Raw genomic sequence first — 22,539 nt, 5'->3', positions numbered from 1 at the left:
AACGCTTTACAGCTCAGCGTCCTGAGCTTGGGCGGGACCCGCCCTGGCGCCGGGAACTCCTTTGTCGGCGACGCCCACCGTTAGATTTAGATTGGCCGTTTTGTCGTTGCCGTCCACGCCGCGAATTTCCCGAACGCTGATTGCGGGATGAAAGGGAAGCTGCAGTCTGGCCCGGCGGGGGAAGCGGTTCACCATTCGGCTCACGCGCTCCCGTGATTTTAGCAAGCTCACCAGACCCCGCGTTAACCTCGACCTTTTCCGCTTTCACTCCAGCTTTACGCAGGAGCTGGTCTACGTCCTTGCGTTGCTCATCCATCACGAGGGTGACCACCGTACCGGAGGTACCAGCACGTGCGGTTCGTCCGGCCCTATGCAGGTAGGCCTTGTGCTCAGCAGGCGGATCAACGTGAACCACGAGCGACACATCGCTGATATCGATACCACGCGCAGCGATGTCCGTCGCCACCAGCACGGGAAGGCTGCCATCAGCAAAACCTTCGATCGCACGAGTGCGCGCACCCTGGCTTTTGTCACCATGGATTCCTTGCGCATTCACGCCGACGCGACGCAGCTTTTTCACCTGGCGATCTACGCCATGCTTCGTGCGCATGAACATGATCGTTTTGCCCTCACGCGCAGCGATCAAGGGGACGATCTCATTGCGCGCTTCACGCGTACCCACGAGTAACTCGTAGTGCTCCATCGAATCCACAGCCGCAGCAACAGGCGCAGTCGAGTGCGTCACCGGATCTGTGAGATAACTGCGCACAAGCTTATCGACGTCGCCATCCAGCGTTGCCGAGAACAACAGCCGCTGCCCGGTTTCAGGTGTGGCGTCGAGAAGCTTGCGCACCTGAGGTAAAAAGCCCATGTCTGCCATCTGGTCGGCCTCGTCGATAGCTGTGATGGCGACGTCATCGAAGCTCAGCTTGCCCTGATTGATCAAGTCCTGGGCGCGCCCAGGTGTAGCCACGAGCAAATCTACCGGGGCGGCGAGAGAGCGAATGTGGTGGTTGATATTCACCCCACCAACGACTTCGATAACCCGGAGGTTGAGAGCTGCCGCGGGCTCATCGAGACGCTGACGGATCTGCGCAGCAAGCTCGCGCGTCGGCGCAAGAACAAGCCCCCGTGGACGTCCCGGACCCGACGGCTTGCCGCTCAAGAGCGCAAGCATGGGAAGACCAAATGAGAATGTCTTGCCCGAACCGGTAGGGCCACGGCCAAGAACGTCGCGTCCGTCAAGGACAGCGGGAATCGCTGCGGCCTGAATAGGGAATGGCTCGGTGATGCTCTGCTTGTTCAGGACATCGACCAGGGGGCGTGGAAGCCCCAATTCAGAAAAAGAAGGCACCGAGGGAAGTCTAGTGACTTACCCGCGGTGCCTGAGTCTGCGCAACGCGCAGTGCTGGTGCTATTAGTAGCTGATTTCCTCGCGTTCACCTGACCACGTCGTGTGGTAGGTGCCTTCCATATCCACGCGCTTATAGGTGTGCGCGCCGAAGAAGTCACGCTGACCCTGAATCAGGGCCGCCGGCAAACGATCAGAACGCAACGAATCGTAGTAGGAGAGACTCGAAGCAAAGACCGGGATCGGCAGACCCAGCTGGGTGGCCGTAATGACGACACGACGCCAGGAGTCGATCAGACCATTCTCCAGCTCACCACGGAAGTATGGATCCAGCAGCAGCGACGGCAGCTGCGGATCGTTGTTGTATGCCTCAGTGATGCGGTTGAGGAACTTCGCACGAATGATGCAACCGCCACGCCAAATGGTGGCCAGATCCTGTGGCTTCAGGCCCCAACCGTATTCCTGCGAGCCAGCGTTGATCTCATCAAACCCTTGCGCGTAGGCAACCAGCTTCGATGCGTAGAGGGCGCGACGAACGTCCTCGACGAACTGTTCCTTGTCCACGCCGAGCGATTCGAGTGTTGCAGTCTCGCCAGAAGGCAAGCCGGTTTCCTTGACCGCCTCGCGCTGGGCGAGAGCGGAAGACAGCGCACGTGCAAAGACCGCCTCGCCGATACCCGTGGTCGGAACACCCAAATCGAGCGCTTCCTTCACCGTCCAGCGGCCGGTGCCCTTCTGACCTGCAGCGTCGACAATAATGTCGATGAACGGCTTGCCGGTCTTCGCATCTACCTGGCGCAGGACCTCGGCAGTGATCTCAATCAAGTAAGAATCCAAATCACCCTGGTTCCACTCAGAGAAGATCTCCGCCAGCTCAGCCGGTTCGATGCCTGCTCCGTAGCGCAACAGGTGATAGGCCTCGCCGATGACCTGCATGTCTGCGTATTCGATGCCGTTGTGCACCATCTTGACAAAGTGGCCGGCGCCGTCCGGGCCGATGTGGGTCACGCAAGGAACACCATCGACTTTCGCGGAGATGTCCTCGAGCAGGGGACCGAGGGTCTCCCACGACTCCTTCGGGCCACCCGGCATGATCGATGGGCCGCGCAGTGCACCTTCCTCACCGCCGGAAATGCCGGCTCCGACGAAGTGGCGTCCAGCTGCAGCGACTTCCTTCTCACGTCGGATCGTGTCAGTGAAAAGCGAATTGCCACCATCAATGATGATGTCGCCCTCATCCATCGCCTCGACGAGTTGATTGATCACAGCATCAGTGGCGTTGCCAGCTTGCACCATGATCACGGCCTTACGGGGACGCTCCAAAGAAGCTACAAATTCCTCGATCGTTTCAGATGGGATGAAGGCTCCTTCATCCCCGTACTGTTCCATCACCGCGCGAGTCTTTTCCGGAGAGCGGTTGAAGATGGCCACAGTGTGGCCGCGGGAAGCGAAGTTGCGGGCCAAATTCGAGCCCATCACGGCCATGCCGACGACACCGATTTGAGCCTGACTGGTGGCGGAAGCGGTGTCAGTGCTGTTAGGGGCAGCGTTGGTGGAAGATGCGTCGTTCGAAGTCATGTCCTTGAGCATACGCACGTGATTTTCCCGGTGGAGCAAAGCATGAAATGAATTTCTGAATACAGATGTGATTGTCTGACTTTAAAAACTTGTTTTGTTGCTAAGGTCACATCACATGGACATCAATGATCTGAAGCACTTGCAAAACCGCCAGCTCAATGACGAAGAACTCGCACTGCTCAACTCGGCAGCCACTGAATTCGACAAATTCATCGGCCTGACATTCACCGAATTCGGTCCAGAAAAGATGGTTGCTACCGTCCAGGCGCAACCGAAGCACCACCAGCCAGCGGGCGTGGTCAACGGCGGAGTGTTCTGCTCCATCGGCGAAACAATGGGTTCGTTCGCTGGCTTTGTCGCAGCGGGAGCACCCGTTGTTGGTATGAACAACAGCACCGATCTTCTGCGCAGCGTCACCGACGGTGAGATCGAAGCGGAGGTCACACCAGTACACGTTGGCCGTCGTACACAGCTGTGGCGCATTGAGATGCGCTCCGAGGGCAAGCTCGCCGCTATCTGCAGCCTGCGCACAATGGTGATGGGCTCCTAAAGCATGAGACCACGCTGGCTGCTTCTAGAGCCAGTGGTTTTTCCGGAACCACCAGTACATACCCAAAATTGAGCCGAACATCACCAATAAGACGATGGGGTAGGCGTACTGGAAGCTGAGCTCCGGCATGTTCTCAAAGTTCATTCCGTAAACACCGGCGATCATCGTCGGCAGCGCTGCCATACCGACGACGGCGGAGATCGTGCGCATGTCGGAGTTCTGCTGCATGGAAACCTTGGCCACCGATGCGTTGAGAAGCGAAGAAAGCCGCTCATCAAACGCGGAGACGTTATCGCTGACAATCATCGCGTTGTCCTGAACATCGCGCAGATATGAGCGCAGTGGCTTGTTCAATAGGTCTTTGTGCAGCGCAAGTCCTGATCGAAGCGCTGGGCCTAGCGGGTCAGTTGCGTGGCGCATCTCCAAAACCTCACGTTTGTACATGTAGATTTTGTCGATGTTGATCAGCTGACGTGGGGTGAATACTTCGTTCTCGAGCTCATCCACGTCGCTGGAGAGAAAGGCAGTGACCTTCATATAATTCTCCACGATGTGGTCAGCAACCTTCCACGCAACAGCGGCAGGGCCAAGCGACGCGATCTCTTGATCTTCAATGAGCTCCTGGGTGAGGTTGGGCAGCTCCGCATCGTGGCGGATGGTGATCACGAAGTTTTCGCCCACCAGCATTTGCACCTCACCAGTGGAAATGATTTCACGAAGGTCATCCACTTCTTCGTCATCGCGGTAAACAACCGTGCGGATAACGATAAACAGCTGCTCGCCGAAACGCTCCACCTTGGGGCGCTGGTGCGCAGCAACCGCGTCCTCCACAATTAGATCGTGAATGCCGAATTCCTCGGCAACGCGTTCCATTTGCTCCGCACTCGGTTCGTGCAGCGAGAGCCAAACGTAGCCGTTCGCTGCTTCCTTAACGCGTTCCATCGCGCTGGTGTAGTGCATCGAACCCGGCAGAGCTTTGCCCTCAACGAAGACACGGCAGAAATCCACCGACCGTTCTACTGGCACTGGAATGGGGCGATGCGCCTGTTTCTGCTTCGCCTGTGATTTCGCCTTATTGCGGGGCAGAGGAATTTTCGGTGACATTGCGACCCCCTTCGATCACAGACTCGGAATCAAACAGCCCAAGCGTGGTTTCGCATCCGCTTTGGGGCGAATCCAGCCAGTCCGGCTTTGAACTAAACAGATCATACGCCCCGACCGTGCTTCTATCGTGCTCGATCCTTGCTGGAAGGGGAGAGGTAAGAGAAGGTTTAGTTCTCGCCGTTGGTGTCGCGGAGCTCGGGGTACTTCTCAGCGTTGTCGCCTGACTCCTTGCCCAGGTTCAGCAGGGCAGTGCGAGCATGCATCTGCTGCAGAGTGGTGGGCAGGTTGTAGCGCTTCGGCGTCAGCGCATTCAACGTCCACGTGAACATGGAGACGATGCGGTTGCGCTTGGATACCAGGAAGGAAACGTGGACGAGCAGCCACATGATCCAGCCGAGGAAGCCAGCGATTTCGACCTTGCCCATCTTTACTACAGCGTGGAAGCGGGACACGATCGCCATCGAGCCCTTGTCGAAGTAGTCGAAGTCCTCACGCTGATCCGGCTCCTGGCCATCGTGCACACCAGCCTTAATAGCCTTAGCGGCGTACTCACCAGACTGGATAGCTACCTGTGCCAGGCCCGGCAGACGGTTCAGGCTCATCATGTCGCCAACGACGAAGACGTTTCGGTGCTCACCGACGGACAAGTCATTGTTGACCGGGACCTTGCCAGCACGGTCGACCTCAAGACCAGCCTGCTCAGCAACCATCTTGCCCAGCGGGGAAGCGGAGACACCAGCGGACCAGATCTTGGTGTAGGACTCGATTGTGGTCTCTTCCTCGGTCTTCATGTCCTTGTAAGTGACCGTCTTCTCGTCGATGTTGGTGACCATTGCGTTCAGACGAACGGTGACACCCATCTTCTCCAGCTCACGCTGAGCCTTGCGGCCGAGACGCTTGCCGAACGGAGGCAGGACCTGCGGTGCGCCATCAAGAAGAATGATCTTGGCGCTCGACGGCCGGAAATTGGAGTACTCGTCACGGAAGCTGCGGTGTGCCATTTCGGCGAGCTGACCAGCGAGCTCAACGCCGGTCGGGCCAGCGCCGACGATGACGAAGGTGAGCAGTCGCTCACGCTCAGCCGGGTCTTCAGCGACCTCGGCGCGCTCGAAAGCGGTGACCAGGCGGGAACGGATCTCCAGAGCATTGTCCAGAGTCTTCAGGCCCGGTGCAAACTCGGCGAAGTGGTCATTGCCGAAGTAGGACTGGCCAGCACCTGCAGCAACGATCAGGGAGTCGTACTCGTAGGTACGAGTGAACTCGCCTTCCTCAAAGGTGACAGTGTTGCTGTCCAAGTTGATGTCAGTGACATCGCCACGAACAACGTCCGTGTTCTTCTGCTTGCCCAAAATCTGGCGAGTCGAGGTAGCGATCTCACCAGTGGACAGCAGGCCGGTTGCCACCTGGTAGAGCAGTGGCGGGAAGAGGTGGAAGTTGGTGCGACTGATCAACGTGACGTCAACATCAGCACCATCTAGTTCACGAGCGGCGAAAAGACCGCCGAAACCGGAACCGATAATGACGACGTGGTGACGGTTTCCTGCCGGACGATATGGTTTATCGGACAATTTTTAAGCTCTCCTTGTAGCAATTGCATGCTTTATCCGCCATGAGATCATACGCCCGTTTATTCTGTGCGCGCGACGTGGCTCCCATGAGGCGGGCTCCCGTCGGTCTATGGTAGACGGCGTGTCCGACAACCCCGCGATCCCCATGCACTTAAGCCACGTTGATGCAGACCAGTGGCCCAATATCGCTTCGTTGCCGGCTGGTCGCCTCATGAGCTTGCGTGCACGACGTGCGGAGGCAACCTTTGCTGCCACGTGTGCTCAAGCCGGTCTAGATCTTGACCCGGAAGGTTCACCCGATTTAGTTGTTGATCGTGCCGAGCTTTTTCTACGTATTGCGGCAAACGGCTGGATCGGCCTGGCTGAGGGGTACATGGCAGGAGAGTGGCACACAGAAACGCCCGGGGACCTCGTTCGTGTTCTGAGTGCTCTCATTGCTCATGAGTACAATCCGCGAACGAAGCTCGATCACGCCGCAAGGTTCAGTGGGGGCGAGGTTCCTGCAGAGCTCGTCGCTAAGTTCTCAGGCGACGGAATGAGTGCATTCGCCGGGCATTTCGCTACCGGGGTGCCCACTATGGAGCGCATCAGCGTCCCATCGCATTCACCGGGAGCGGGCAGAGGACGCGAGCCGAAGAATTATTTTGTTTCGGAGACAAATTTTAGTGCGCCACTTGAAACGGAGAAGCTCGACCTGGCTGATGCTCAAGCGCGCAGCGTGGGCATGCTTCTCGACGCCGCAGGGGTCCGCCCTGGCAGCCACGTCGCCGAGACGCCGAATTCAGGTGGAGCGATTGCTATCGCCGCAGCTAGCAGGCGCGCCACGGTTGATTCCATCGTCACTGACCCAGGGATCATGCATGCCTTGCGCGAGCGCCTCACCCTCGGCGGGGTAGAAGACGCAGTACACCTCAACGTCGTGGAGCACTTTCCGCGGGGCATGGAACGCCGCAAGGCACGCTACGACGCGATCGTGTCAGCAGAATATATCGAAACCATGCCAGTCAACCTCCGGCCGCACTACTTCACGCTTATCGACGGCCTGTTAGCCCGTTCCGGGCGTGCTGCCATGCAGACGGTGGTGTCGACAGGGAAGCTCACACCAACAGCGGAATCAGCCCTTGAATCGCTACGCGCATATATTTGGCCGACCCTTAGGTACCAAAAGGTCGATGATCTCCGAAAGATCATCGATTCCCGTAGTGGCTTGCGAGTCATTGCGCAGACGCATGCTCCGGACCATTTGGAATTGTCGCTCAAGCACCAGCGAACCATTTTCCAAAGTCAACTCCGGGAAGCCGCCGCAGACGGATTCGATGTCGTGTACCGCCGCCTGTGGATGTGGCAACTCGCTTTGAAGGAAGCTCTGGCGCACGCCGGGATGCTCGACGTGGTGCAGTTGACTCTTACGCACCGAAATCGTCGGGGTGTCCGCTAAAGGGCGGGGAGTGAGTTTTAAGAGCTGTGCTCACGTCGTCGAACGTTACTTGACATAATGTACATTATCGGACAGAAATGGATAACTGCAGATAAGGAAGAAGACGCGGGCATTACCTGCCCGCGCCACAATGACCACTCCTCGGTCGCATTCTTCTAATCCTGCTTTTCCAGCTTCAGTCGAATATTCACTTCGCCATCCTCGGCGATCTTCGCCGCGACAAATTCTGGCGACTCCACTCCGTATTCACTGCGCTTGATCGGAATGTCGGCGTGAACAATCACGTTGTCCCCGGTGCGCAGAACGTTGAATTCCTGTGTCACGGAATTGGTCTCACCGTGGATTGTCAGATCGCCCGTGAGCGTCACCGAACCCATAGTTCCATCATCTGGCAGCTGCGAGACGTCTGCCGGCTCAGTCAGGACGAAAGTCGCTTCCGGGTACTCCTCCGTGTGAAGGATCTTCCTCCGCACATTTTCGTCTCGGACATCGCGATCCGTGACGATATTAGTCATGTCTACAGTCACCTCGCCGGCAGTCAACGAGCTTCCTTCGATAGACATTTCGCCCTTGACACCTTGAGTTGAACCTGACGTAATCCGTTCGTCGCCCGGGAGCAGCTCCTGGAATGTGAAGCCGGCTGATGTCACATTCTTGCCCGGCTTATTCGTCACCACCCATGTACCGTCAACATCAGTCGACGCCGGCTTAGCGCCGTCCGCATCGATACCTTCAGTCTTGATACCTGGATGAGAAAGCAAGTTGATTGCCAGCGGAACGAGCGCCACCAGCGCCAAAATGATAATGACTGCCACGCCGCCAAAAACAATCAGTTTCTGTTTCCGGGTCTGCATGAGTAATCCTCTCTGCTTTCAAAATGAACTCTCGCGCCTAAACTGCGCTGAGACGACGCCTTATTGCAGTCTCTCAAGCTTCTTAGCCATGGTAACCAGCTCGTCGCATAGAGATTGAATCTCATCGGCCTCAGCGCCCTCGCGCGTCGCCGTAGCAATGTCTTCCGCGGCGCAACGAAGCTCGAACAGTTTGTCTCGCAAACTATCGCCTTCAATGATACGCCCAGCGCGTTGACCAGTGGAAACTGGGTGTCGCTGCTCGTAAGCACGCTGTTTGCAAGAGTCGCTGCAGTACTTGCGTGGCCGTCCCCGACCGGGTGTCTGGCGGACTTCCTTACCGCAGTACTGGCACTTCGGCGTGTCGTCGATAAGCTGCTTCATGATCGCGGTTCATCATAGCCATCGTGGAACAAACCACGCGTTCGGCACGTTGAACATCACGGCCGTTATAATCAAGGCTCGCGACAAATAATCGACGAAGGGAAAGATACAGCATGGCTGATCGGGTGCTACGTGGTAGCCGCATGGGCGCAGTAAGCTACGAAACTGATCGTGACCACGATCTTGCGCCGCGCAGGATGGCGAAATACCGCACCCCGAACGGCGAGGTCTTTGAGATCCCGTTCGCTGACGACGCTGAGATTCCCGAAGAATGGCCGTGCAAGAACGGTCAGGTGGGCACCCTGGTTGAAGGTGAAGGCGTCGAATCGAAGCCGGTCAAGCCACCGCGTACCCACTGGGACATGCTCCGTGAACGCCGTAGCCTCGAAGAGCTCGACGAGCTCCTCGAAGAGCGTCTCGAGCAGCTGCGTAAGCGTCGTCGTGCCGCCGCACGCATCGCTAAGGAGCAGAAGGAAGCTCAGGAAAACAGCAAATAAGCTGTGCTAACTGCACATAAAGAAGCCGGCAGGGCCACTTCCCTGCCGGCTTTCAGTTTGCCTTCTTAGTGGCGGTTCTGCACGGAGCGATTCAGCTCGTACTTCGCCAGCTTGACGCCTTCCTCGACGAGGTCGCCAGCCATGGTGAACGCGCGGGAAACCTTACCCGGAACCTTCTTCACACCGAGCTCATCGAGCTGGTAGCGGCCCAGACGAGCAAGCTCACTTGCCACCTCAGCGACCTGGCTGGAGCGACGTTGCCAGCCCCACTTGGACACCTCAGCGAGAGATTCGCCGGCGAAGCTTGCGTCCAGCTTCGATTCACCCAGTTCGCGATCGACGAAGGTGATCGGGACCTCGCGGACATCGAAGCCCTCCTGGACAGCACGGTCAGCGAGCTCAACCTGGAAGATGTAGCCCTTCTTGGACAAAGTCTCCAGATCGACAGTCTCAAGCACCTCACGGCGGAACGCGCGATAGCCAGCCGTCATGTCTGCAACGTCATCACCAAGCGCAAGGGAGATGTACAGGTTGCCCAGCTTGGACAACAGGTAACGCTCCTTTGGCCAATTGACTGCCTCTCCGCCATCAACGTAGCGGGAACCAATGACCAGATCAGCTCCCTCATCAATCGCAGACAGCAAACGCGGCAGCTGCTCAGGCGCGTGAGAACCATCTGCATCCATCTGGCACAGGACCGCGTAGTCGCGCTCCAGCCCCCAGTTGAAGCCTGCGGTGTATGCGCCGAGAAGACCGGTCTTCTCTTCACGGTGGATGACGTGGATGTGGCTATCCTCTGCCGCCATCTGATCGGCCTTCTCGCCCGTGCCGTCCGGGGAATTGTCGTCAACGACGAGAATGTCCACATCCGGAGTCGCTTCACGCACACGCCCAGTGATCAAAGGCAGGTTCTCTACCTCGTTGTAAGTCGGAATGATCACCAGAGTCGAGTCGGTCGGTTTCTCTGCCACTGTGTCTCCGTTTCGTTCGCCCTCAATGGGTCATGAAATCTTTCCTTGTCAGAACACCGCTAGTTAGACGGTGCCTGACTCCTGTTTGAAGCATACCCCCGTCGTGCACGTAGCCCTGCGGTGAGCATCACTGCAGCACCACCGAGCGCCAGCAACCACTGGATGAACTGTCCATAGCGCACGGCAAACGTCGTCGAGTCACGCAGCGGAAGCTTTTCGACGAGATAACCCGGCTTGAAAATCTCCGTTTCCTGCGACACAGAACCGTCGGGATGAACAATCGCTGAGACACCAGATGTCGCAGCAACAACTACTGCCCTATCAGTCTCCATGGCGCGCATCCGGCTCATCGCTAGCTGCTGGTAGGTCATGTCGGTGAAGCCGAAAGTAGCGTTGTTCGTCGGAGTCGTCAGGATCTGTGCGCCCGCTTTCACTGCATCGCGGTAGGCAGCGTCGAAAGCCACCTCGTAACAGGTCGCCACACCGACAACGTGGTCGCCCATGTGGACTGTTCCATCGCCGTTACCTGGCTTGAAATCACCCGCCATGTCCACATAGGAGGAGAACAAACGGAAGAAGTCGCGCATCGGCATCCATTCGCCGAAAGGCTGCAGGTAACGCTTGTGGTGGATATCCCCTGCGCCAGTATCTGGATCGAAAACGACCGCCGTGTTGCGGTCCCCGACCTCATCTACAGTCAAGGTTCCCACGAGAACTGGTGCATCGACGGCTTGAACCGCACCAGTGATCAGGTCGCGTGCTTCCCGGTCACGGAAAGGGTTCACATCTGAAGCATTCTCGGGCCAGAAAACCAGGTCAGCATTCGCACCACTTGCCCCGAGTTCCTTTGTCACATTCACATGGTTGTTCAGCACAGCGCGACGCTGAGCGTTGAAATCAAGCCCCATGCGGGGAACATTTCCCTGCACCGCTGCAACAGTGACTTCCCCAGTGGTTGCACTTGGCTTATTCACTGCCAATCCAGCCAACAGGCTTAAACCAATAACCAGGGAAGCCACCGCACCGGATAACTGAATACTGTGCGCTTTTCTCCTCAACAGAGAGAGAAAGAGCGCACCGAAGGCCGCACCAAGAAGTGATGCGGAGAAAGTGATCAATGCTGGCCCACCCCACGGCGCTAGATGCGCCAGCGGCCCATTGATCTGGCCCCAAGCAAGACGCACCCAGGAGAATCCGCCGAACGGGAAAGAAGAAAGCAGGAATTCAACGGTGACGTAGACAAAAGCGAAAGCGATGTAGCCTAAGCGCCAGCGGGTCACCAAGACACCGAAAACCCCAGTAGCGATAGACCAGAGAGCCAACGTGATGGACAACGCGATCCATGGCAAAGCACCGACGAATTCCCCTACCCACGGAAGCAACAGAACGTAGGCACAGAAGCCATGCACGAAGCCAATGAGCGCGCCGGCTTTGCCGGAAGGGCTGGGGACTGGGTTGTCGTCGTTAAGCGGCCATGGGGCGAGCGCCACATAGAACAGCATGATGCCCGCGATGCCCGCAGCGGCAATACCGTGTGGCTCGTAAGAGAAATAAACGAATACGCCACCAAGACCAGCGAGCAGAGTTCGGGCGAGTATGAACACGCGAGCGGAAAAATCGGGTTGAGGTTCAGCCTTGAGCGCAGTCGTCATTTCTGTGGATCCCCGAAATCCTCCGGGCGTGCGTGCTGCGACCAGCTCTCAATATCCTCATCGCTCGGATCAGGTTCGACGTCGATCACGGTATTGCTATCGCCGAAAGAGCCATATGAGGTGCTACGGCGTGTCATTGGTGAAGCTTCATAAACCTGTACGCCGAAGTCCTCGATCCGCTTGCGCAACGAATTAGCCATGGACTTCCGGACCAGCTCGCGGACAGGTCGAATCAAAAGCAGCAAACCGGTAATCGAGGTGACATAGCCAGGAAGGATCGCCAGCGCCCAACCTGCCGCCACCAATGCTGTACCGCCGGCGAACTGTCCCACGGTGCCGGAGCCAGCAGAAGCACGTTCAAGCTCTGAACGCAGCGCGCTCGAAGCCGTCAGGCCGCCGATGAGCATGAGCGCGAAAATACCGACGAGGGCCCAACCGACGCCGATGAGCTGGCTCACTCCCCAAAACGCGAGGGCTTCAATGAGGAAATACGCGAGTAGAGGCATGAGGCACAGACTACCTGCCCGAAAGCTCTCAACGTGGCATGCGACGCCAGATGGGGCGCGGAACACAGCGCATCACCCACGCGAGAAGCTGCAATGCGCGTGGGATCCAAATGGTGCGGCTCCCCTTCCCCATTGCTCCCACGACAGCATCGGCGACCTGGTCGGGGGTGACTGAAAGAGGGGCTGGCTTCATGCCTTCAGTCATCGATCCGATCACGAATCCCGGGCGCGCGGTGATCAGCGAGAGATCAGTACCGTGCAACCGGTCAGCGAGTCCTTGGCAGAACGCATCCAGACCTGCCTTGGTGGAGCCGTAGACATAATTGGCTCGCCGGGCACGCCAGCCAGCAATAGATGAGAAGGCGAAAATGTGGCCGGAATCCATGACGTCGGCAAGCACTGTCAGCATGCTCACTTGTGCTGCGTAATCGACAAGGGCGATCTGCGCGGCATGTGCCTCATCGTGCTCCGCGCGCGCTTGGTCGCCCAAGATCCCGAAAGCCACGATCGCGGCGGTGATCGGCCCTGATTTCGCGACTTCTTCCACCACTTCGCGGTGTGAATCCAGGTTCACAGCATCGAATTTGACCGCACGGACACTCAAAGCACCAGCGTCACGCATTCGCTTTTCGACGTCCCCCAGCGCCCCCACATTCCGTGCCGCGAGCACCACGTTATGGCCATTGCAGATCCGCTCAGCGATCTCCCCGCCAATGTCACTGGTGCCGCCAAGCAGCAAAACCGTTGATGAGTCGTGGTCTTTCGAAGTCATGCTGGTTAACTCTATCTTTCGAGCTCTATTTCGGCGTTGCGTTCAAACTCCGCGCGCCGCCATCCTCCAGAACAACGATGTCCTCAATCCGCATGCCCCACTTCCCAGGAATGTAGATGCCCGGCTCGATAGAAAAGACCATTCCGGGCTGAAGGACCATCTCGCTGCGGGCAATGATGAAAGGTTCTTCGTGCAGCCCAAGCCCAATGCCGTGCCCAAGACGATGGGTGAAATAGGTACCGTAACCTGCCTCATTGATCCGCCCGCGTGCAACCGCATCAAGGTCTCCAGCCGTCATTCCTGGTCGGGCTGCCGCCACAGCATCAGCCTGTGCACGGCGCAGTTCGTCATAAGCACGCGAAAACTCAGCTGAAGCTTTCTCTTTACCGCCCACGACGAATGTGCGCGTGCAATCCGAGTGATAACCCGCACCGACGGTGCCACCGATATCCACCACCACCGGGACGCCTTCCTCGAGCACTCGGTCAGAGAAGTCATGGTGCGGGTCTGCCCCATGTGGTCCCGAACCAACGATGATGAAATCTGTGCGAGAGTGCTCGCGAAGAATCAATTCATCCAGGTCTGCCGCGACCTCACGTTCCGTTCGGCCAGCCTGAAGCAGATCAGGCACCTGGTCATGAACACGGTCGATCGCCGCTGCAGCGAATGCGAGCTGTTCAATCTCTTCTGTCCCCTTGACCATGAATGCTTCCGCGAGAACGTCGGTAGCGAGCACTACGTCCCCAGCGACTTCTTGCAGGCGTAGAACATGATCTGCGGTCAACGAGGACCCAACAGCGATGCGGCCACTGCCACAGACTTTTTCTGCGAGTACATATGGGTTCTCGCCGTCACGCCAGGTAGACAGTTGGATGCCGATTTCTTCAGCTACAGGCCCAAGCGCTGTGGCATCAGTAGTGGGAGCCAGAAGACGGATGTCCCCCGCTGGTGGCACGACCAGCGCGGTCAACCGTTCATGAGACGACGTCCACGAGCCGGTCAGATACGCCAGTTCAGCCCCGGTACCGATAATCGCCCCACCGAGCCCACGCTCATGGACAAGCGCCTGGACACGGCTCAGTCGCTGGCGGTAGATAGCCGGCGGGAAAGTCACGGGCAAGGCTGCAGAACCGTTTCGTTCAGTCATGCCATTCATCGTAGAACGCCTCCGCCTACCATCGGGTGCATGTTTCCTGACGTGCTCGTTCGCATCGCCGCTCGCGGCGCATATTGCAGCGGTACGTTGCTCGCCCCGGACACGGTATTGACCTGCCACCACTTCTTTCGCGACCATGCAGCCAATGCCACCGCGCGCGCTGGAAATCAGATCAGGACGATCACTGCCGTCGAACACATCGCTGGAACAGACATCGCGATTGTCCGGATCCGACCATTTGAGCACTTAAAAAATGCTCGATTTCCTTCACTCGCAAGCGCGATCCCTAGGCCAGGTACGCCCACAGTGACGTTCGGTTTCGGCGGTCGTGCACGGAGAATCCAGGCACGTGATGGGCACCTGATCATTCCTCTGCCCATCGCCATCTCGCGCACCGGTTCACTTGTCAGACCAGCAGGAATCGTGTTCAACCGCAGACCGGCCCGAAAAGGCGATTCCGGTGGACCGGTACTGGCGGACGGAAAAATCGTCGGAATTCAGTCGCTCATCGTCGATCCGTTTGGGTGGAACACACACCTGGCGATGGTGAACCTTCTGCCACAAGCATTGGTGGAAGAGTTGCAGGCGCGCTAGTTTCCGATCGCCACCACGCCACGTCGGATCGCCTCAACCGCGCGGCGAGCGTTGTGCTTGATCTCGTCGGTGTAGCCGGTCTGCACGATCTGTTCGAGCAGATCAATGACTTGGCGGCACCAGCGCACGAAATCACCGGGGGTGAGCTCTGCACCAGATTCAGCGGCGGCAGCCAACGCATAACCCAACGGCGCGCCAGCGGCCCACTGGTGAAGAGACAGTGCGAAGCCCGGATCCGGGATATTGGTCGGTGGGAGGCGATGGCGTTGCTCATCGCTGGCCAGCTCGCCGTAGATGCGCTGCGTCGCATTCATCGCATCAGCCATGCGATCCGTAGCGGCCTCAGGATAACCGCCCGTCGCTTTGCGGTTTTCGAACACGCACATCGACGCCACGCCAGCGAGTTCCGCAGGATCGAGCTCATCCCAAATGCCACGCTTCAAACACTGCGCGACCAGCAAGTCCGACACATTATGGATCCGCGCGAGGCGTTCACCTTCGTCGGTGACGGTGGGTTCGCCGTCGACAAGCTCGACGTAGTCCATCTCCGTGAGCAACCCAATGATGCGCTCAAACATGCGGCCGAGGGTGTCAGTCTGGGTGTCCACGCTTGCCTGCGCCTTATCGAGCGCGCGTTCCTCCCGCACCAAATCTTCCCCGATCCGCGCCAGCCGCTCACGGTCAGCTGCAGGCCAGGAGTGGACGGGGTGGGCACGGATGGCATCGCGAAGCTTTAGCACGCTTTTCGACGTCCGCGTCCTCGCTTTCTCCTTCAAATTCTTCGGCGTCTTGAAATGACCACGGTGGAGTTCTTGCACGACCCTGCGTGTGTGGCGGCGTGGTTTGTGCGTGATATCGCGCGGGACCTTGATCCGACCGACGACGACGGGAGCGTTCCCGAAAGATGCGGCGTCGATGCGGCCGGACCATCCACGCTCCGTAGTGATCCACGGGCGCGGATCGTCCTTACGCCCAGCGGGTGCCACCACGGCAGCGAGCTCTGGGCGGCGCTTCGACGGCAAAGCGATCACCTCACCGACCTGAAGCCGGCCGAGGACCTTCTGGATCTCTTTGTGCCGCTCGTCGATTGAATTCTTCTTGGCTTTCTTCTCTTCATCAGCCAAGTCGCGACGCAGGCCCGTGTAGTCAACGAGCAGACCAGCAATATCGTCGTCGGCCTCACCGAAGCCGAGCTCCTCTACCGCCGCATCGAGTTCGTCACGGAGTTTGTCCACGATATTCTTCTGGCGTTCAATCTTGCGCACTTCCCCAACCACACTGCGGTCAGTCTGGAACTGGGCGAAAGACTTCTCAATCAGACGGATGGAGTCGTCAAAGCCGTTCATCTGCAACATGTTGATCGCCATGTTGTAACCCGGAGTGAATAGAGAGATCAGGGGATACGTACGCGTGGAGGCAAGTCCTGCGACCTGACGCGGATCCATCGCGGGTGCCCACTGCACGACGGCATTGCCAATCGTGTCGATCCCGCGGCGACCAGCACGCCCAGTGAGCTGTGTGTATTGCCCCGGAGTGAGATCCACATGGGCGTCGCCGTTGAATTTGACCATCTTCTCCAGCACGACCGTGCGTGCAGGCATATTAATGCCGAGCGCAAGTGTCTCCGTGGCGAAGACAACGCGCACAAGCCCTTCAACGAACAGCTGCTCCACGATGTGCTTGAATGCCGGCAGCATACCTGCGTGGTGCGCAGCGAAACCACGAGACCACGCGGTGCGCAGCTGGCGGAAATTGAGCACTTCGAGGTCTTCTTCGGGGATGCCCTCCACTCCCTCATCGGCGATCTGACGGATGCGTTCAGCTTCTTCGTGCGTGGTCAATTCCTTGCGGGAGCGCAGGCATTGGAAAAGCGCGCCATCGCAACCAGCACGCGAAAAGATGAACACGATCGCGGGAAGCATGTCGCGTCCCTTGAGAGCTTCAACGACTTCCGGCCGTCCAACAGGGCGCACACGATCTTGCGGGCGACGGTCCCCACTACGGTGCGCGCCGCGCGAACGAGACCTGAAGCCTCGGCCTTCCTCGAAGTCGCGGCGGCCTTCATCTGCGCCGGTTTCGATCCGTTCAATGGCGCGTTCAAGATCGCGGTTCACCTCGTCGGTACCAGGCTCAAACAGCGGCATAATCTTGCGCTGCACCATCATGAACTGATTCAAAGGAACGGGGCGCTTTTCAGACACGATCACGGCGGTATCACCACGGACCTCATCGAGCCACTCACCGAATTCTTCCGAATTCGACACAGTTGCGGAAAGCCCAATGATGCGCGCAGATTCCGCCAGGTTGAGGATGATCTCTTCCCACACCGCACCGCGGTCACGGTCAGCGAGATAGTGGATTTCATCCATGACCACGTGTGAAAGCCGATCAAGTGCAGGCGATTCCGCATAGATCATGTTGCGCAAGACCTCGGTGGTCATCACCACGATCTCCGCATTGCCATTAATGCTCGTATCGCCCGTGAGCAGACCGACAGCATCCTCGCCATGTTCTGCAACCAGGTCGTGGTACTTCTGGTTGCTTAAAGCCTTAATCGGGGTGGTGTAGAAACACTTTGTGCCACGTGACAGCGCGAGCGATACAGCAAACTCGCCGACCACGGTCTTACCCGACCCTGTGGGTGCACAGACAAGAACGCCACGATCGGCTTCGACGGCTTCGCACGCCTCGATCTGAAAATCATCGAGGGGAAAAGGTTTGCTCGCGCGGAACTCATCGAGGTGCATGCACACCACCCTAACTGAAGTGTTAGAGCACGTCGTCGAAGAAGTTCGGCATATCAGCGCGTTCGCTTATCGACGCCCCACCGTTTCCCCTATTTCGCTCCTGCGGTGCCCCAATCGGCCCTGGTGCACTCACTGTGGGTGCATCTTGAATCGGAGCGGTCGCGCCGATGCCTGATGCAGCGCCAACAGGGGTGGGGGCTGCGATGGGGCCGGACGCCTCATCGTCGTCAAGCGATGCCCACTCGTTGCCTCGCTTGGCTTGCCGTTTGTCGTGGATACGGCAGAACTGGAACGCCAGCTCCACAAGAAGCGTCAACGACAATGCGAGAACGACCATGGAGAACGGGTCCTGGCCCGGAGTCATGAACGCCGCGAAAATGAACAGCACCACGATGATAATCCGGCGCTTGTCCTTGACCTGCTCATACTGCAAAAGCCCAGCAAGATTCAGCATGATGATCACGAGCGGGACCTCGAAGCTGACACCAAAGATCACGATGAGCGCGAGAACGAAGCTGTAGTACTGCCCACCTGAAAGCGCCGCGATCTGGTACTCCCGACCAATCGACATCAGCACGTGGAGGCCCTGGTCAACGATGAAATACGCCAGAACCGCGCCAGCGACGAAAAGCGTCACAGCGCACGTGACAAAGCTCAGCGTCCAACGTCGCTCATTCTTGTGCAGACCAGGGGTAATGAACGACCAGATCTGCAACAGCCACACCGGTGAGGAGAAGACCAAGCCTGCCAAGAAGCCGACCTTCAAACGGAGCATGAACATTTCAAACGGTGTTGTCGCAATCAGGCGACATGAACCATCCGATGTGAGATCCGCACGCAGCTCTTCCGGCAGCGAACAATACGGCCGGCGAATGATTTCACCCAGGGGCATGACCGAACCAGGTGCCCACTGGTACCAAATGAACCCAAGGATCGTTCCGCCAAGGACAGCCAGCAAGGAAATGATCACGCGGCGACGGAGCTCCTGGAGGTGCTCCGTCAGGCTCATAATTCCTTCCGGATCACGTCGCCGGCGCGACTTACCCTGTCTCTTCGGGCGTTGTCCCTCGATGTTTTGTCCCACAGTCACTTATGCGGGCCAGGGTTTAAGCGTTCGGGTTCGAACCCGGCTGTGGGTTCTGCTGGTTCTGCGGCTGGTTCCAGAAGCTCTGCTCAGCCGTCTTCTGCCATGCAGTGCCCTCGCCCTGCTGGCCAGAGGTGATCTCGCGCTGCGGTGCGACGTTCTGCTGCGCAGTCTCGTCTGCCGCAGCGGCAGCAGAATCACCCTTCTTGCCGTCCTTCTGCATCTCGTTGACCTCAGACTTGAAGATGCGTGCCGACCGCCCGACAGAACGAGCCAGGTCCGGCAGCTTGGCAGAGCCAAAGAGCAGCAGGACAACGAAGACGATCAGGAGGATTTCCATTGGGCCAAGATTCGGCATTGGAGTTCCTTTCAAAGAAGAGGTTCTCGCTCAACTGAGCGTGATGCGCATTAATTAAACACTAAGCATAACGTCCAAGCGCCGCATTACTGCGAGCGACAATCTTCTCGGCGATGTGCGAAGGTGAAACTACCTGGACACGATCAGCTTGGCTGAGACAGAAACGGATCAGCCAATCATCGGAGCCATACGGCATCGACGCGGTCACCCATTCGCTTTCTGAGGTGCCGTTGGACTGTGTGCTGGCCTCATCAATATCAATCTGCCAGTAATCCGCCAACCATGTCGCGTCCTTCTTAACCCGCAGTTTGGCGACATTAGCTTGTCGGAACCCAAATGGATCATCAACGTCGTACGGGGTCTGATCGGCGGGGGTGGACGGGGCGTCGAGAAGCGTTGCTTTATTGATGCGATCGAAGCGGAAGGTCTTTGCAGCACCGTCCTCGAATGCCGAGAGATACGTGTTTCCGTCGCGGTGGAATAGCCCGACTGGGGAAACCTTGCGGGTACGCAACGTGTCCGAGGTTGCTGAATAATACGTCAGCTCCAGCATCCGACGCTGCGCCAATGCTTGCGATATCACCTCAGCCGGGCCTGTTGTTTGCGGATGTTCCGCGTCCGGCACGCCCGTGCGCATAACCTCGCGGAGTTTCTGCGCGGCCGACGTCACAGCGCTTTGATCCACAAGCCCTGGCATAGTCTCCAAAGACTCCAAAGTGAGCAACAGTGCGTTCGCCTCGGTCGGCGTCAGACGCAACGGCCTGTTCAGCCCCTGATCATCGATGACAGTGACGCCGGTCCATTCTGCTGCCAAATCAATCAACTCACCTGGACCATTGCCCACCCCGGACATCTGCAGGCGCCGCAGATCCTCCATCACCTCTGCCGGACTGTGGCCTAAATCGCGGGCAATCTCCATCGGCGTGGCATGCGGGTGCTGGTGAACATACGGAATGAGATTCAGTGCGCGCACTAGAGCGGCGAGCTTCTCGGGGCTGTCCTTGCGTGCTCCGGCCATCTGTCTACTCCCCTTCCCCATTTTCTGCGGCAGCGCGCAGGAGCGCAGCTACATCTGCACGCACATCCTCGGGTTCTTCGACCACGGCGAAAGGCGCAAAGCTCGCCGCTGTGCGCACCAACCAATCTCGTTCGACATTGTGGAGTTGGACGCGGCCATCTTCACGCACTGTGCCCGCTGAAGTCAGCTCGTGGGCTGTTCCTTGGTCAACGGAAACAACTGCATCAACCGTCGGTCCACGGAGCGAATCCTCGACGACCTCCTGTAAAGGCCGGTCGGGCTGGTGGAAATCGTGAGCCTGCACTTTCCGGACATCGCTCACCCGAACAGCGCGGAAGCTGCGTTCAGCATCGCGTTCGACGTCGTAGCCGACGACATATGCGCGATTATTTAGTGCGATGATTCCCCACGGATCCATCGTGCGTGTCTGCGTCTGAGCAAAGGGCGACGGACGGTACGTGAAACGCATGCGCGTATTCGAGCGGACGCAGGCGGTTACGGCGGTGACGATATCTGCATCCAGACGCGAAATATCGTTGTCCAGGGCCGAAATCGGTGGCGCATCAAAGGTGCGGGTCGCACCACCCGCAGCGATCTTCGTCCATCCTGAGCGCGCAAAAGCGCCGAGACTTCCGGCGGTACCAAGATCACCAGCAAGACCCAGCACGAAGGCTTCCTCGTCAGTGAAAGAGATCGGGGGGAGCTCGTAGATATCCTTATCCACCCAGAGCAGACCATTTTCCATCCGGGCAGGAACCCCAGCGCGACGCAGCGAACGCACGTCACGGTTAAGCATCCTGGTCAAAGCGATATCGGTGCGGTCCTTATATCCCTCAACATGGTCGCGCACCCACTCATATTCACGAGGTTTTGTGGAACCGAGCAAAGCGAAGGTCAGATTAGTCAACCTCTCGACAACGCCGGTCTGCTCAGCCACGAATCCCTCCTGGTGCATCATTCAAATGATCACGGTGCGCTTCCATATAGCTAAGCAGATCATCTACGCGCTCGTCGGACGTCGCGAAAGGATCCTGCAGATCAACCGTCTGTGGCTCCGGGCGGTCCACCTTCAAATGCACCCAATCCACCGTGTAGCGGGCACCGAGCTCGCGGGCACGCGCGAGGAATTTCGCACGCAGCGCCGCACGAGTCGTCTGCGGGGCGGTTACAGCAGCTTCAGCGATCGCCTCATCAGTGGTCCACCGCTTCACCATGCCCTTGCGCTGCAGGAGATAGAACAAGCCACGGTCGCGGTTGATGTCGTGATACGCAAGGTCAATCTGTGCGAGCTTCGGATGCTTCCAATCACCACCCAAACGCGCACGGTAGCGCTCCAACAAGTCGCGCTTGATCACCCAGTCAATCTCGGTTGCGACAGCACTGAAATCTTGCTTTTCGACGCACCCCAGCACCCGTCCCCATAGCTCAACCACCTGGGCTAGCTCTTCATTCGGGGTGCCCTCATCGGGACGCTGCGCAAGCCACTTTTCAGCAGCGGCGTAGATAGCCTGCTGTACTTCGAGGGCAGTGACCGTGGAACCATCTTTGAGCGTGAGTGGAGTCTGACCAGACGGGTCGAGTGCGATTTCCTTGATGTGCTCGATCGGATCAGCTACATCAAAGGCCGGCATCTCCCAGTCGGCTTCGAGCATCTCAATGACCAGCTGGGTGGAGCCCACCTTCAGTGCAAATGTCGGCTCCGCCATATTCGAGTCGCCAACGATGACGTGCATGCGGCGGAAACGGCTCGAATCACCATGCGGTTCATCACGGGTATTGATGATCGGTCGTGTCCTCGTCGTCGCCGAAGACACACCTTCCCACACCTGATCAGCACGCTGAGACAGCACAAACTGGCCGTCCTTATTGATCATTCCTGCACCACACAGCAGCTGACGCGTGATCAGGAACGGCAAAAGGCGTTTACCGAAGTGTTTCAGCGACAGCTCACGACTAATCAGGTAGTTCTCATGCGTGCCATAAGAATTCCCGGCAGAGTCCACATTGTTTTTGAACAGGTAGACATCACCACCGATGCCTTCGGAGGCCAGTGCCTCCTGCGCTTGCACCGCCATGTCGTTAAACAGCAGCTCGCCAGCCTTGTCGTGGTTGAGCAGCTGGGTCAACGAATCGCACTCCGCCGTGGCGTATTCCGGATGTGCGCCGACATCCAGATAGAGCCGAGCGGCATTCTCCGTGAAGATATTCGTGCTCTTGTACTGAGTGACCACAGGACGGAACAGGTAGCGCGCGATCTCTTCCGGACGCAAAACAGGTGCGCCATCGCGCGTAGCTGTCAGCCCGAATTCCGTCTCCACGCCCATGATGCGGCGTGGATAAACAGTAGGTGTTTCAGCAGT

At 58.1% G+C, this 22,539-nt stretch carries 21 protein-coding genes; 4 read left to right on the top strand and 17 right to left on the bottom strand.

Going from position 1 to position 22,539, the window contains the following annotated elements; genetic code table 11:
• Positions 1-13: 13 nt before the first annotated feature.
• On the bottom strand, positions 14-1,354 hold the full coding sequence (locus tag Q0X21_RS00220) for a DEAD/DEAH box helicase (protein WP_297849684.1): 1,341 nt from the start codon (positions 1,352-1,354) through the stop codon (positions 14-16).
• A gap of 63 nt (positions 1,355-1,417) precedes the next feature.
• Entirely contained in the window at positions 1,418-2,929 is a 1,512-nt protein-coding gene (gene gndA, locus Q0X21_RS00215) for an NADP-dependent phosphogluconate dehydrogenase (protein ID WP_297849683.1), read from the bottom strand.
• Positions 2,930-3,044: 115 nt separating this feature from the next.
• On the opposite strand from gndA, the gene Q0X21_RS00210 reads away from it, so the two are divergent.
• The gene (locus tag Q0X21_RS00210; RefSeq protein ID WP_297849682.1) at positions 3,045-3,479 is read left to right on the top strand and encodes a PaaI family thioesterase; all 435 of its coding nucleotides are present in this window, start codon (positions 3,045-3,047) and stop codon (positions 3,477-3,479) included.
• A 24-nt stretch (positions 3,480-3,503) separates the two neighbouring features.
• Here Q0X21_RS00210 and Q0X21_RS00205 read toward each other — a convergent pair whose 3' ends face one another.
• Complete coding sequence (locus tag Q0X21_RS00205) at positions 3,504-4,583, bottom strand: magnesium and cobalt transport protein CorA (protein WP_297849681.1); 1,080 nt, start codon at positions 4,581-4,583, stop codon at positions 3,504-3,506.
• A 167-nt stretch (positions 4,584-4,750) separates the two neighbouring features.
• The gene (locus Q0X21_RS00200; RefSeq protein ID WP_297849680.1) at positions 4,751-6,151 is read right to left on the bottom strand and encodes an NAD(P)/FAD-dependent oxidoreductase; all 1,401 of its coding nucleotides are present in this window, start codon (positions 6,149-6,151) and stop codon (positions 4,751-4,753) included.
• Positions 6,152-6,272: 121 nt separating this feature from the next.
• Here Q0X21_RS00200 and Q0X21_RS00195 point away from each other — a divergent pair, with 121 nt between their 5' ends.
• Complete coding sequence (locus Q0X21_RS00195; protein WP_297849679.1) at positions 6,273-7,589, top strand: class I SAM-dependent methyltransferase; 1,317 nt, start codon at positions 6,273-6,275, stop codon at positions 7,587-7,589.
• Between the two features lie 155 nt (positions 7,590-7,744).
• Here the strand turns inward: Q0X21_RS00195 and Q0X21_RS00190 are convergent, their stop codons facing one another.
• The gene (locus Q0X21_RS00190; protein WP_297849678.1) at positions 7,745-8,443 is read right to left on the bottom strand and encodes a YceI family protein; all 699 of its coding nucleotides are present in this window, start codon (positions 8,441-8,443) and stop codon (positions 7,745-7,747) included.
• Between the two features lie 60 nt (positions 8,444-8,503).
• Positions 8,504-8,824: a hypothetical protein gene (locus tag Q0X21_RS00185; RefSeq protein ID WP_297849677.1), complete on the bottom strand. Its 321-nt coding sequence runs from the start codon at positions 8,822-8,824 to the stop codon at positions 8,504-8,506.
• 113 nt (positions 8,825-8,937) lie between these two features.
• Between Q0X21_RS00185 and Q0X21_RS00180 the strand changes: the two genes are divergently transcribed.
• Positions 8,938-9,321 (top strand): RNA polymerase-binding protein RbpA, encoded by a 384-nt coding sequence (locus Q0X21_RS00180; RefSeq protein WP_297849676.1) that lies wholly within the window; start codon positions 8,938-8,940, stop codon positions 9,319-9,321.
• 65 nt (positions 9,322-9,386) lie between these two features.
• Here the strand turns inward: Q0X21_RS00180 and Q0X21_RS00175 are convergent, their stop codons facing one another.
• From Q0X21_RS00175 to Q0X21_RS00155, 5 genes are read right to left on the bottom strand one after another with little or no spacing between them, the layout of a single operon-like run.
• Positions 9,387-10,292, bottom strand: a complete 906-nt coding sequence (locus Q0X21_RS00175) for a polyprenol monophosphomannose synthase (protein ID WP_297849675.1) — start codon at positions 10,290-10,292, stop codon at positions 9,387-9,389.
• Between the two features lie 59 nt (positions 10,293-10,351).
• Entirely contained in the window at positions 10,352-11,944 is a 1,593-nt protein-coding gene (gene lnt, locus Q0X21_RS00170) for an apolipoprotein N-acyltransferase (RefSeq protein WP_297849674.1), read from the bottom strand.
• Positions 11,941-12,450, bottom strand: a complete 510-nt coding sequence (locus tag Q0X21_RS00165) for an FxsA family protein (RefSeq protein WP_297849673.1) — start codon at positions 12,448-12,450, stop codon at positions 11,941-11,943. Before Q0X21_RS00165 ends, lnt begins: the two co-directional genes overlap by 4 nt.
• Before the next feature lie 28 nt (positions 12,451-12,478).
• The gene (locus Q0X21_RS00160; protein ID WP_297849672.1) at positions 12,479-13,222 is read right to left on the bottom strand and encodes an SDR family oxidoreductase; all 744 of its coding nucleotides are present in this window, start codon (positions 13,220-13,222) and stop codon (positions 12,479-12,481) included.
• Positions 13,223-13,247: 25 nt separating this feature from the next.
• Positions 13,248-14,369: a Xaa-Pro peptidase family protein gene (locus Q0X21_RS00155; protein WP_297849671.1), complete on the bottom strand. Its 1,122-nt coding sequence runs from the start codon at positions 14,367-14,369 to the stop codon at positions 13,248-13,250.
• Positions 14,370-14,408: 39 nt separating this feature from the next.
• Here Q0X21_RS00155 and Q0X21_RS00150 point away from each other — a divergent pair, with 39 nt between their 5' ends.
• Positions 14,409-14,972 carry a serine protease gene (locus Q0X21_RS00150; protein ID WP_297849670.1) on the top strand — a complete coding sequence of 188 codons (564 nt, stop codon included), beginning with the start codon at positions 14,409-14,411 and terminating at the stop codon, positions 14,970-14,972.
• On the opposite strand, the gene Q0X21_RS00145 is transcribed toward Q0X21_RS00150, so the two are convergent.
• The 6 genes from Q0X21_RS00145 to pafA form a co-directional block, all read right to left on the bottom strand.
• Complete coding sequence (locus Q0X21_RS00145) at positions 14,969-17,728, bottom strand: RNA helicase (protein ID WP_297849669.1); 2,760 nt, start codon at positions 17,726-17,728, stop codon at positions 14,969-14,971. The two genes, Q0X21_RS00150 and Q0X21_RS00145, sit on opposite strands and share 4 nt — an antisense overlap.
• A gap of 13 nt (positions 17,729-17,741) precedes the next feature.
• On the bottom strand, positions 17,742-18,728 hold the full coding sequence (tatC, locus tag Q0X21_RS00140; RefSeq protein ID WP_297849668.1) for a twin-arginine translocase subunit TatC: 987 nt from the start codon (positions 18,726-18,728) through the stop codon (positions 17,742-17,744).
• A gap of 97 nt (positions 18,729-18,825) precedes the next feature.
• Complete coding sequence (gene tatA / locus Q0X21_RS00135; protein ID WP_297849667.1) at positions 18,826-19,161, bottom strand: Sec-independent protein translocase subunit TatA; 336 nt, start codon at positions 19,159-19,161, stop codon at positions 18,826-18,828.
• Between the two features lie 61 nt (positions 19,162-19,222).
• Complete coding sequence (locus tag Q0X21_RS00130) at positions 19,223-20,179, bottom strand: YafY family protein (RefSeq protein ID WP_297849666.1); 957 nt, start codon at positions 20,177-20,179, stop codon at positions 19,223-19,225.
• 4 nt (positions 20,180-20,183) lie between these two features.
• On the bottom strand, positions 20,184-21,116 hold the full coding sequence (locus Q0X21_RS00125; RefSeq protein WP_297849665.1) for a YafY family protein: 933 nt from the start codon (positions 21,114-21,116) through the stop codon (positions 20,184-20,186).
• Entirely contained in the window at positions 21,109-22,503 is a 1,395-nt protein-coding gene (pafA, locus tag Q0X21_RS00120) for a Pup--protein ligase (protein ID WP_297849790.1), read from the bottom strand. Before pafA ends, Q0X21_RS00125 begins: the two co-directional genes overlap by 8 nt.
• Between the last annotated feature and the right edge of the window lie 36 nt (positions 22,504-22,539).

Source organism: uncultured Corynebacterium sp., from assembly GCF_947253065.1.
In the GTDB taxonomy this organism is placed as follows: Bacteria; Actinomycetota; Actinomycetes; order Mycobacteriales; family Mycobacteriaceae; genus Corynebacterium.
This window is presented reverse-complemented; position numbering and strand designations above follow the sequence as displayed.

Bases quoted from the DNA above. Each gene is read 5' to 3' on its own strand.
- Q0X21_RS00190 (WP_297849678.1), bottom strand. From the start codon at position 8,443: ATGCAGACCCGGAAACAGAAACTGATTGTTTTTGGCGGCGTGGCAGTC.
- Q0X21_RS00150 (WP_297849670.1), top strand. From the start codon at position 14,409: ATGTTTCCTGACGTGCTCGTTCGCATCGCCGCTCGCGGCGCATATTGC.
- gndA (WP_297849683.1), bottom strand. From the start codon at position 2,929: ATGACTTCGAACGACGCATCTTCCACCAACGCTGCCCCTAACAGCACT.
- pafA (WP_297849790.1), bottom strand. From the start codon at position 22,503: ATGGGCGTGGAGACGGAATTCGGGCTGACAGCTACGCGCGATGGCGCA.
- Q0X21_RS00210 (WP_297849682.1), top strand. From the start codon at position 3,045: ATGGACATCAATGATCTGAAGCACTTGCAAAACCGCCAGCTCAATGAC.
- Q0X21_RS00130 (WP_297849666.1), bottom strand. From the start codon at position 20,179: ATGGCCGGAGCACGCAAGGACAGCCCCGAGAAGCTCGCCGCTCTAGTG.
- Q0X21_RS00165 (WP_297849673.1), bottom strand. From the start codon at position 12,450: ATGCCTCTACTCGCGTATTTCCTCATTGAAGCCCTCGCGTTTTGGGGA.
- lnt (WP_297849674.1), bottom strand. From the start codon at position 11,944: ATGACGACTGCGCTCAAGGCTGAACCTCAACCCGATTTTTCCGCTCGC.
- tatA (WP_297849667.1), bottom strand. From the start codon at position 19,161: ATGCCGAATCTTGGCCCAATGGAAATCCTCCTGATCGTCTTCGTTGTC.
- Q0X21_RS00155 (WP_297849671.1), bottom strand. From the start codon at position 14,369: ATGACTGAACGAAACGGTTCTGCAGCCTTGCCCGTGACTTTCCCGCCG.
- tatC (WP_297849668.1), bottom strand. From the start codon at position 18,728: ATGAGCCTGACGGAGCACCTCCAGGAGCTCCGTCGCCGCGTGATCATT.
- Q0X21_RS00160 (WP_297849672.1), bottom strand. From the start codon at position 13,222: ATGACTTCGAAAGACCACGACTCATCAACGGTTTTGCTGCTTGGCGGC.
- Q0X21_RS00205 (WP_297849681.1), bottom strand. From the start codon at position 4,583: ATGTCACCGAAAATTCCTCTGCCCCGCAATAAGGCGAAATCACAGGCG.
- Q0X21_RS00185 (WP_297849677.1), bottom strand. From the start codon at position 8,824: ATGAAGCAGCTTATCGACGACACGCCGAAGTGCCAGTACTGCGGTAAG.
- Q0X21_RS00180 (WP_297849676.1), top strand. From the start codon at position 8,938: ATGGCTGATCGGGTGCTACGTGGTAGCCGCATGGGCGCAGTAAGCTAC.